General features: G+C 71.4%; 10 protein-coding genes. 6 read left to right on the forward strand and 4 right to left on the reverse strand.

Features of this window, described 5'->3' with window-relative positions; all coding sequences use genetic code 11:
• Positions 1–18: 18 nt before the first annotated feature.
• The 3 genes from ACFVYR_RS34485 (at position 19) to ACFVYR_RS34495 (ending at position 2,959) form a co-directional block, all read left to right on the forward strand.
• Positions 19–804, forward strand: coding sequence for a class II aldolase/adducin family protein (locus tag ACFVYR_RS34485; RefSeq protein ID WP_384250300.1), 786 nt, complete (start codon positions 19–21; stop codon positions 802–804).
• 151 nt (positions 805–955) lie between these two features.
• Entirely contained in the window at positions 956–2,221 is a 1,266-nt protein-coding gene (locus ACFVYR_RS34490) for a hypothetical protein (RefSeq protein WP_384250742.1), read from the forward strand.
• Positions 2,222–2,395: 174 nt separating this feature from the next.
• Entirely contained in the window at positions 2,396–2,959 is a 564-nt protein-coding gene (locus ACFVYR_RS34495; RefSeq protein ID WP_384250298.1) for a DoxX family protein, read from the forward strand.
• Here ACFVYR_RS34495 and ACFVYR_RS34500 read toward each other — a convergent pair.
• Together ACFVYR_RS34500 and ACFVYR_RS34505 are read right to left on the reverse strand one after the other, a co-directional pair.
• Positions 2,956–3,195: a hypothetical protein gene (locus ACFVYR_RS34500; RefSeq protein WP_384250296.1), complete on the reverse strand. Its 240-nt coding sequence runs from the start codon at positions 3,193–3,195 to the stop codon at positions 2,956–2,958. The genes ACFVYR_RS34495 and ACFVYR_RS34500 overlap by 4 nt on opposite strands.
• Positions 3,182–4,570, reverse strand: coding sequence for a PspC domain-containing protein (locus tag ACFVYR_RS34505; RefSeq protein ID WP_384250293.1), 1,389 nt, complete (start codon positions 4,568–4,570; stop codon positions 3,182–3,184). Before ACFVYR_RS34505 ends, ACFVYR_RS34500 begins: the two co-directional genes overlap by 14 nt.
• 184 nt (positions 4,571–4,754) lie before the next feature.
• On the opposite strand from ACFVYR_RS34505, the gene ACFVYR_RS34510 reads away from it, so the two are divergent.
• Positions 4,755–6,044: a PspC domain-containing protein gene (locus ACFVYR_RS34510; RefSeq protein ID WP_384250288.1), complete on the forward strand. Its 1,290-nt coding sequence runs from the start codon at positions 4,755–4,757 to the stop codon at positions 6,042–6,044.
• Positions 6,041–6,772 (forward strand): LuxR C-terminal-related transcriptional regulator, encoded by a 732-nt coding sequence (locus tag ACFVYR_RS34515; RefSeq protein WP_384250286.1) that lies wholly within the window; start codon positions 6,041–6,043, stop codon positions 6,770–6,772. Before ACFVYR_RS34510 ends, ACFVYR_RS34515 begins: the two co-directional genes overlap by 4 nt.
• Positions 6,773–6,814: 42 nt before the next feature.
• Here the strand turns inward: ACFVYR_RS34515 and ACFVYR_RS34520 are convergent, their stop codons facing one another.
• Together ACFVYR_RS34520 and ACFVYR_RS34525 are read right to left on the reverse strand one after the other, a co-directional pair.
• On the reverse strand, positions 6,815–7,456 hold the full coding sequence (locus ACFVYR_RS34520) for a hypothetical protein (protein ID WP_384250284.1): 642 nt from the start codon (positions 7,454–7,456) through the stop codon (positions 6,815–6,817).
• Positions 7,457–7,555: 99 nt separating this feature from the next.
• Complete coding sequence (locus tag ACFVYR_RS34525) at positions 7,556–8,638, reverse strand: NlpC/P60 family protein (protein ID WP_384250281.1); 1,083 nt, start codon at positions 8,636–8,638, stop codon at positions 7,556–7,558.
• A 345-nt stretch (positions 8,639–8,983) separates the two neighbouring features.
• On the opposite strand from ACFVYR_RS34525, the gene ACFVYR_RS34530 reads away from it, so the two are divergent.
• A complete protein-coding gene (locus tag ACFVYR_RS34530; RefSeq protein WP_384250279.1) occupies positions 8,984–9,337 on the forward strand; it encodes a hypothetical protein in 354 nt (117 codons plus the stop codon).
• Positions 9,338–9,410: the final 73 nt, after the last annotated feature.

Raw genomic sequence — 9,410 nt, forward strand, 5'->3', positions numbered from 1 at the left:
GCCAGGGATGGAGGACACATGCAGGCGCCCACACCGATACCCGTCGAGCGGTTGCAGTTCGCGATGCCGCCCGTCCACGATTCCGTGGCGGACGAACGCCGGCACCGCAAGGAGCGGCTCGCCGGGGCGCTGCGGATCTTCGGCAGGCTCGGTTATGAGGACGGCGTCTCCGGCCACATCACCGCGCGCGACCCCGAGTACACCGACTGCTTCTGGGTGAACCCCTTCGGCATGCCCTTCAAGCACGTCACCGTCGGCGACCTCGTCCTCGCCAATGCCGAAGGGCAGGTGGTCGAGGGGCGCCACCACGTCAACCAGGCCGCTTTCACCGTCCACGCCCAGGCTCATCTGGCGCGGCCCGACGTGGTCGCCGTCGCGCACTGCCACTCGCTGCACGGCCGCGCGCTCTCCACGCTCGGCGAACTCCTGGACCCCATCACGCAGGAGGCCTGCGCCTTCTACGAGAGCCACGCGCTGTACGACGGCTACACGGGCGTCGTCGTGGACGCGGAAGAGGGCCGCAGGATCGCGTCCGCGCTCGGCGGTCACAAGGCGGTCGTCCTGCGCAACCACGGTCTGCTCACGGTCGGGGACTCCGTCGACGCCGCCGCCTGGTGGTTCATCTCCATGGAACGCTCCTGCCAGGTCCAGCTGAGCGCACGGGCCGCCGGACGGCCCGTGCTGATCGGCCACAAGCAGGCGGTGCAGACCCGCGAGCAACTCGGCAGCGACCTGGTGGCGTGGATCAACTACCAGTCGCTGTGGCAGGACATCAGCCGCAGCGAGCCGGATCTGCTGGCCTGACCCGGACGTCAACGCAGGCCCCGGCCTTTCACCCCCGCTGACCTGACCCCGGCGATTCGTTCGCCCTTCAGTACGGCACAATTCCCCTTCTCTGCAAGGAAGTTCGTGAGGAGCCCCGAGGGCTTCGCGGGTGGGGAAGGCGGCGTACACGGTGGCGGTGCAGGAGGCGGGGCAGGGCGCGCACGGGGGCGGCTGCACGTGCGGCGGCTGTCCGCACGGCGCGCGCGAGGGGCACCGGCGCGCCGTGGCCGTGTTCGTCGCCAAGCGGGACGAGTACGCGGCCGGCCAGGGACTGCCCGCGGCCGTCGCCCACTCGGCGGGCGCCTCACGGCAGTGGGTCTCGGACGAGCTCACACAGTCCGCACGCGACGTCGCCGAGCGCTCCAGGGCCGAGGGCGAGGCCTGGCTGCGGCGGCTGTGGACGCGCACACTCGGCGTGGTCTGGGGCTTCTTCGCGGTCCTGCTCCTGGTCCAGGCGCTCACCGCGATCGGCTCCGGCTGGACGTCCGCCCGCACGGCCGGGCTCTTGGCGGCCCTGCTGACGGGCGGGCTGCTGACGTGCGCGGCGTACGCGCACCGGGCCCGCGGCGGTGTCCTCGCACCGGTGATCGGCGAGGACAACCGGCTCTCGACCTCGCGTGCCGTGGCCGCCTGCTGGGTGCTCTTCGTCGTCTTCGCGGTCCTCGTCCTCGCGGGCGAACTTGCCGCCGCCTCGGGGCATCGGGACCGCGACGAACTGGTCGCCGGCCTGGAACTCGCCCGCGCCGCCGGAACGGTGACCGTCCTCGCCGTGGCGTGCGCGGTGGCCGTCCTGGTGCGCAGGATCGTCAGTCTGCGGGTGCTCGGCCAGCGCCTGCAGAAGGTGCGCGCGGACCGGCCGCGGGCCGCCGACCCGCTCACCGACGACGCGGGCCGCGGCAGCTTCACCGACACGCAGTACGTCCTGGTCAGCGCCGTCGCCATGGTCTTCGCCGCCGTACGCCTCGCCCGGCGCCCCGGGCAGCTGCCCGACCTGCCGTGGGGCCTCGCCGTACTCGTGCTGGTCTCGGCCGCGACATACCTGGCCGGGAAGTACGCCGAGGGCGGCCGTCCCGTGATCCTCTCCGTCGTCCGCGCCCGGGAGGCGGGCGACCTCGACGCCCCCATCCGCACGGGCGACGACATCGAGATCCGCGGCGCGGGATTCGTACCGCCGGGCGCCGGGGAAGCGGACCGGCTCGCCCGCACCGTCGTCCGCATCGGCACCGTCCACGTCCACGTGCCACTCGTCCCCGTGCCCGGCGGCTTCGCCAACCCGAGCGACGCGGTGCTGACCGTCCCCGTCCCAGTCGACGTCGAACCCGGCCGCGTCGACGTCCAGGTCGTCACAGCCGCGGGCGTGGAGACGAACCGCGTCACCATCGACGTCACGGACTGACCCACCGGCCCATCGACCCTGCCCTGACCTCGCCTTTCCTGTCCTGCCTCAACACACATCAGAACTCCCCCTGGCTTTTCGGATCGATGGTGTGGAACGCGCCTCCCGCCGATGAGCAGCGACTCTGCCGCGTACGTATCGTCAGAGACGGGACAACGCGAGAGGCGGAGTGCCATGGCACACGGCATACGGACGAACAGTCACATCAGCCACGTCGGCCCCACCGGCCACCTCAGGCGCGATACGTGGCGGGCTGCCGCCTCCCGTTACGCCCTGCTCCCCCTGCGGATCTTCCTGGGCATCACCTTCATCTACGCCGGCCTGGACAAACTCACCGACAGCACCTTCCTGCAGGCGAGCGGCGCGGGCTCGATCGGCGCACAAATGGAGGGCATCCGCGACATCTCCGCCATCCCCTCCCTCGTCGACCTGGCCCTGAAGAGCCCCGTCGGCTTCGGCTACGCCATCGCCCTCGGTGAACTGGCCGTCGGCATCGGCACACTGATCGGACTCTTCGCCCGGGTCGCCGCGCTCGGCGGTGCGCTCATCTCCCTCAGTCTCTGGCTGACCATGAGCTGGCACGAGGAGCCCTACTACTACGGCAACGACCTGGCGTACTTGATGGCATGGCTGCCGCTGGTGCTCGCCGGGGCCTCGGTCTACTCGGTCGACGCCCTGCTCGCCGCCCGCCGCGGAAGGACCTCCGACCCTGGCCCTGCCCGCGACTCCGGGTCCTAGTCCCCCGACGCCTTGGCGCCCCGGACGCGCTCGCCCCCGCGGGCGGCGCCCCTCGGGCGTATCCCGTGGACAGCCGCCGCCACGCCCGCGAGAAACAGGCCGGCCATCACGAGTGGCAGAGCGACGAACCACGGTGCGTCCCAGGCACCGCCCGCATCACCCGCGTACACGACGGCGACGGCCAGCAGGAAGAGGCCTGCCACCAGCTTGCCGGGGTGGAATTCATGACGTAGCACGGGTCACCTTCGCTTGTCCGATGCCGACTTCGAGGTGCAGATCGATTGTTCCGCCGTCCTTGCTGCCCGAGGGCGGCCGCAGCGTCACCTTCTTCTCGCGGCCCGGAGCGATGTCCAGGTCCTTGCTCTTGTCGTCCGGCAACACGATGTCGCCGACGCCCACTTCCGCGTTCAGCCGCACCGTGGCGTCCTTCGGCACGATCACCCTCAGGTCGCCCGCGCCGACCTCGGCGCCGGTCGTCAACGTCCTGCCCCTGCCGATCTCGATCCTGCTCAGGTCGAGCGTGCCCCGGCCCAGCCCCACCTCGTACCGAGGCTGGACGTCCGTGGCCGCGGCCGGTATCCAGTCCGTGCGGGCGTAATGCGTGGTGATGTTCTTCGGCAGGGCCGCCGAGCCCGCGAGCAGCCCGGCGGTGACCAGGGCGAGCACGATCGATCCCGCGCCCGTGCGCCCGAGGAAGGCGCTGATCGCGATCCCGAGGCCGAACACCGCCAGCGCGCACGCGAGGCCGGTCTGCAGCGTCGTGCCGAGCGGCTGCTCCTCCCAGGTCAGGCCAGTGCCGAGGCCGCCCGCGAGGAGTGCGGACAGGAACACCCAGCCGCCGATCCACCGTGGCCCGCGGGGCTTCGGCGGGGGAGCGGGGACGGCCTCGGTCGCTTTGCGGGGCCTGCCCCGGTGGCCCGCCACCCCGTACCGGACCTCGAGGCCTGGGAGGGTGTCCGGGCCCCAGAAGTAGCCGGTCATTCCGTCGTGCGTGCCGTCCTTGACTATGGGGTCGCGCCACCACGAGGGGCTTCCGGCGACAGGTGGCGCCTTCGCCTCGGGCGGGGCGTCCGCCGCCGCCTGTGCCGCCACCGGGTCGGTCTCGAGGGTGTCGCGCTGCTGCGACCAGTACCCCGCGCCCGCGAGGAGCAGGGCGAGGACGGCGGCGAAGGTCAGCGCCCCGCCGTTTTTCAACAGAGTGAGAAATACGCCGCAGCCGACGAGCGCGAAGAGCACAGCGGTCAGGGCCTGGCCGTCGACCCGGCCGGAGAGGAGCCTGCGCGCCTCGTTCTCCTCCTCGTCCTTGTCCGGCACGAAGAGCCACGCGAAGCCGTAGAAGACCAGGCCGAGGCCGCTGGTGATCGCGAGCACGGCAAGGCCGATACGGAAGATCACCGGGTCCATGTCGCACTGCCGGCCCAGTCCGGCACACACGCCGCCGATCTTCTTCTGCCGGCGGTCGCGGCGGAACTTCCGCTCCACCGCGGGCAGGTCCGCCGCGTGACTGCCCGCTCGACTGCTCGCGGGACCACCCGGCTCGCCGTGCGCGGTGCGCAGGGCATCGCGGAGGGCGGCCTCGGTCTCCGTCTCGGCGGGCTGCTGATCTGTCATGCGTCCATGGTGACGGCCGAGGGCCCGCCGCGGCAGTCGGGAGGACCCTGGACGAACCCTGATATCGCCCCTGAGACTTTTCGGGCCGCGCCCCTGACAGGGCCGGCGCAGGGGTTGAGATCAGGGAAGTCTCGGGGATCGACCCTGATGCTCACCGCCGTGCTCACGTGTGAATATCGATGACATGCCGGAAGCCGCCGCAGCGCCCCTCGACGACGCCCGACCGCTGCGCAAGCTCTACCGCAGCGGTGACGGACGCTGGCTGGGCGGGGTCGCGCGGGGTCTGGCAGGGCACCTCGGGCTGCCCGTCGTATGGGTCAGGCTGATCTTCGTCGGCCTGTTCACGGCCGACGGCCTCGGCGCTCTGCTGTATGCGGCGTTCTGGTTCTTCGTCCCGCTCGGTATCGGCGGCGTGGACGCCGATCGCCCGCCCGCGGCCGTCACGAGCGAGACTTCGGCGGACGGCCGCCGCAGACTCGTGGCCCGCAAGCCCGACAAGGGACAGCTCGTCGCGCTCCTCGCGATGGTCGTCGTCGCCATGGTCTTCGTCGGCAATGTGGACCTCGACGGCTCGACCAGGGCCTATGTCATCCCGACCCTGCTCGTCGCCGCCGGTGTCGCCCTCGTCTGGCGGCAGGCCGACAATGCCCGCAGGGCCCGTTGGATGGCCGTCGGCCGCCGCAGACGCATCCTGACCCTCGCCCGGTCGGCGGCCGGAGTGCTTCTGGTCGGCGCCGGGGTCTCCGGCATCTTCGTGCTCCAGGGCTCTGCCGCACATCTGGGTGCCGTACTGCAGGCCTCGCTCGCCGTGCTCGTCGGCGTCGCGCTGCTCGCAGGCCCCTATCTCGTCCGCATGATGCAGGACCTCTCCGAGGAGCGGCTGATGCGCATCCGCGCCCAGGAGAGAGCCGAGGTCGCCGCCCATGTGCACGACTCCGTACTGCACACCCTGACCCTGATCCAGCGCAACGCGGAGAGCGCGGGCGAGGTGCGCCGCCTCGCCCGCGCCCAGGAGCGCGACCTGCGGGCCTGGCTCTACAAACCGGAGGGCACCGGCAAGGACGAGGACGAGGAGCCCGACACCCTCGCCGAGGCGGTCCGCCGCAGCGCCGCAGAGGTCGAGGACAAGCACGGCGTCCCCATCGAGGTCGTCGTGGTCGGCGACTGCCCGCTCGACGAGGGGCTGACCGCACAGATGCAGGCCGCGAGGGAAGCGATGGTGAACGCCGCCAAGTACGGTGGCGAGGGCGGTGCCGTGCAGGTCTTCGCCGAAGTCGAGGGGGAGACGGTGTTCGTGTCCGTCCGGGACCGCGGCCCCGGCTTCGATCTGGACTCCGTGCCGGACGATCGCATGGGCGTACGAGAATCAATCATCGGCCGCATGCAGCGCAACGGCGGCACGGCGCGGCTGCGCATGGTGCCGGGCGGCGGTACGGAAGTCGAGCTGGAGATGGAGAGGACGGCGACGACATGAGCGACGCGACCGGGGCGAACGGGCCCATGGAGCCGACCGGTTCGGACGAGGGCGGCGGTGCGGACGGGCGTCGTGTGCGAGTCGTCCTGGTCGACGACCACCGGATGTTCCGTACGGGAGTGCAGGCCGAGATCGGCCGTACCGACATCACCGGCGTCGAGGTGGTCGGCGAGGCCGCCGACGTCGACCAGGCGGTCACGGTCATCACGGCCACCCGGCCGGAGGTCGTCCTCCTGGACGTGCACCTCCCGGGCGGCGGCGGCGTGGAAGTGCTGCGCCGCTGCGCGCCGTTGATGTCCGCAGCGGAGAACCCGGTGCGCTTCCTCGCGCTCTCGGTCTCCGACGCCGCCGAGGACGTCATCGGCGTCATCCGGGGCGGCGCCCGCGGCTATGTCACCAAGACCATCACCGGCACCGACCTGGTCGACTCGATCTTCCGGGTGCAGGACGGCGACGCGGTGTTCTCGCCGCGTCTCGCCGGATTCGTCCTGGACGCCTTCGCCTCCACCGACGCGCCCCCGGTCGACGAGGACCTGGACCGCCTCACCCAGCGCGAGCGGGAGGTTCTGCGGCTCATCGCGCGCGGGTATGCCTACAAGGAGATCGCCAAGCAGCTCTTCATCTCCGTGAAGACGGTGGAGTCGCATGTGTCGGCGGTGCTGAGGAAGTTGCAGTTGTCCAACCGTCATGAGCTGACGCGGTGGGCGACGGCGCGACGGCTGGTCTGACCGGCCCCGTCGTGGCGCGCGGCCAGTCGGCCGGGGAGGGTCCTAGCGGTGTGTGGCGGTGGACCTGGGCGCCGCCGGGCCCAGGTTTCGCAGCGCCCACCGGTAGTGGCCGACGGCCTTCGCTGCGCCGAGCAGGCCCGTCAGCCACAGGACGAGGCCGGCGCCCATGCCGAGGACGACGTCGGCGTAGGTGTCGCGGCCCGGTTCGGCGTACGCGGCGGCCGTGAAGGATGACCAGAGGCCGAGCGTGCACACCGCGAGGGAGGACAGGAGCCAGAGGAGGCTGAGGCCGGGGGAGCGCAGCCGGGCGTCGGACAGCGGGTGGCTGTCCAGGGTGAACCAGGCGTCGGTGAGGTGGCGGATGCGCCGGTCGTGGCGGATGGAGAGGACGGCGCCGGTCACCGCGGGGGCCAGCACCGCCAGGCCGAGGACCGAGAGTACCGGGCCCAGGAGGAAGCCCGAGGCGTCGTCGTCCGCGAGCATCCGGAACGGCAGGATCAGCAGCGCCCAGCCGATGGCGCAGCCGAGACCGCACAGCCACCACAGCAGCAGACGTCCCACGCCGAGGTGCCGCCTCTGCAGTTCCATGAGGGCCATGCCGCGGTCGGTGAGCAGCGTCTGCCGGTCCGGCCAGGTGCGTAGGTACACGGGTGGCGGGGGCGGAGGCAGCGTACGGCTAGGCATGTGCGTGACATTACTGGCGGCGGTGTTTCCTGATCGCCGGGGGCCGGTTGCGTGGACCCGTCGCCGGTGGCGGTGGCGGTGGCGGTGGCGGTGGGAGGCTCATGCCACGCGCGTGGCTCCCGCGAACGGCATCTGGTCGATCGGCGCGAGTCGTACCGGAGCGCTCGGGTTGGGGGCGTGGATCATCTGGCCGTTGCCGACGTAGAGGCCGACGTGGCTGATGCCGGAGTAGAAGAACACCAGGTCGCCGGGGCGCAGTTCGGAGCGGGAGACGCGCTTGCCCGAGGCGATCTGGGCGTAGGTGGTGCGCGGGAGTGCGACGCCCGCGGAGCGGTACGCGGCCTGGGTGAGGCCGGAGCAGTCGAAGGCGTTCGGGCCCGTGGCGCCCCAGACGTACGGGCTGCCGATCGCCTTGTACGCGTAGGAGACCGCGGAGGCGGCACGGGCGTTGGGTGCCTTGGAGGGGCCCGGAGAGGCGCCCAGAAGGGCGTGGCGGGTGCTCGAGCGGGTGGCGCGGCCGGTGGCGGGGGCGGTTGCGGGGTCGTTCTCGAGGTCCGTGAGTTCGGCGCGCTGGTCGGCGGTGAGCCGGGAAAGCAGCCGCTTGGCCTCGCCGAGCCTGCCGGTGATCGTCTTCTTGTGCTTCCTCAGCTTCGCCTGGCGGGCGCGGAGGCCGGCCAGGCGGTCGTCGGCCTCGCCGCGCAGGTGGCGCAGCTCCTGGAGCTGTTCGCGTACGTCGCGAAGGGCCACGGCCTGCCGGCTGCCGGCCCGGTCGGCGAGTGACGCGCGGTCCAGGAACTGGGCCGGGTCGGAGGAGAGCACGAGTTGGACGGAGGGGTCGATGCCACCTGCGCGGTACTGCGCGGCGGCGTACGAACCGAGGCTGTTGCGGGCGGTGTTGAGCTTCTCCGTCGTGCGGGCCGCCTCGTCGCGCAGCTCGCCGAGCGATTTTTCGGCCTTTTCGGCCTTCTCCTTCGCGCCGTTGTACTTCTCGGTCGCCGTCTCCGCCTGGCGGTAGAGCGCGTCGACCTTGGACTTCACCTCGGAGGGGCTGAGCTGCGGGTCCGCGTGCCCCGTGCCGTCGAAGGCGGTGGCCGAGGCGGCTCCCGCGAGGGCGAGGGTGGCGGCGGTACGGACTGTGCTGCCGCTGAGCGAGCGCTGTCTGGGCTTGCGGTGCGCTGCCACGAAGAGGGGCTCCTTACGTGTCCGGCGGCGACCCGCACAGGGGGAGCAGGCCGCCGCCGGGTTTCTCGGCGGTGGTGACCGACGGCCGTCCCGGACCGGACGGCGTTGGGGAGCCGGTCACCTGAGGAAGGACGCTAAACCTGACCGTCACGGGTTGGTGACGGATTGCGCGCAAGTGGCGGAAGCGGGCGGCCCAGTGACCGCCCGTGACCGGGTCGCTCGCGGGGTAGTTGTCGCTTCGGGTGTGGCTGTGACCGATGGCTCGATTGCGGTGTGCCTGTCGCGGAGTAGTGGTACGGGGGCGGTTATCGGGAGCGCCGGACGCCCCGGCTAGGCTCCGGCCTCATGGACCTACTCATCCATCTCTTCGTCGGCCTGCACATCATCGGCATCGCCTCGCTCCTGGGTGGTTTCCTGACCCAGATGAAGCAGATGGGCCAGGGTGTCGCCCGTTTCAACTTCGCGATGCTGCACGGTGCGCTCGTCATGCTCCTGACCGGTGTGGTCCTGGTGGGCCTCAACCAGGCGGACGACAACCCGGTCAACAACGTCAAGATCGGCATCAAGCTGGGCCTGCTGATCGTGATCCTCGCGCTGGTCTATGTGAAGCGGGACGAGGAGAAGGTCGACAAGAGCGTGTTCGGCGCGGTCGGCCTGCTGACCATCGCGAACATCTTCATCGCGGTGCTGTGGACGTAGGGTTTCCGCCTCTATGCGTTTACGCGTTTCCGCCGCTACGCGCGCGTGGCCCGCATCCCCGGAGGGTGCGGGC

Source organism: Streptomyces sp. NPDC058284, from assembly GCF_042881135.1.
Classification (GTDB): Bacteria; Actinomycetota; Actinomycetes; order Streptomycetales; family Streptomycetaceae; genus Streptomyces.

Excerpts from the sequence above, each read along its gene's own strand:
- ACFVYR_RS34485 (WP_384250300.1), top strand. The coding sequence starts at position 19 with ATGCAGGCGCCCACACCGATACCCGTCGAGCGGTTGCAGTTCGCGATG.
- ACFVYR_RS34520 (WP_384250284.1), bottom strand. The coding sequence starts at position 7,456 with ATGCCTAGCCGTACGCTGCCTCCGCCCCCGCCACCCGTGTACCTACGC.
- ACFVYR_RS34495 (WP_384250298.1), top strand. The coding sequence starts at position 2,396 with ATGGCACACGGCATACGGACGAACAGTCACATCAGCCACGTCGGCCCC.
- ACFVYR_RS34510 (WP_384250288.1), top strand. The coding sequence starts at position 4,755 with ATGCCGGAAGCCGCCGCAGCGCCCCTCGACGACGCCCGACCGCTGCGC.
- ACFVYR_RS34505 (WP_384250293.1), bottom strand. The coding sequence starts at position 4,570 with ATGACAGATCAGCAGCCCGCCGAGACGGAGACCGAGGCCGCCCTCCGC.
- ACFVYR_RS34530 (WP_384250279.1), top strand. The coding sequence starts at position 8,984 with ATGGACCTACTCATCCATCTCTTCGTCGGCCTGCACATCATCGGCATC.
- ACFVYR_RS34515 (WP_384250286.1), top strand. The coding sequence starts at position 6,041 with ATGAGCGACGCGACCGGGGCGAACGGGCCCATGGAGCCGACCGGTTCG.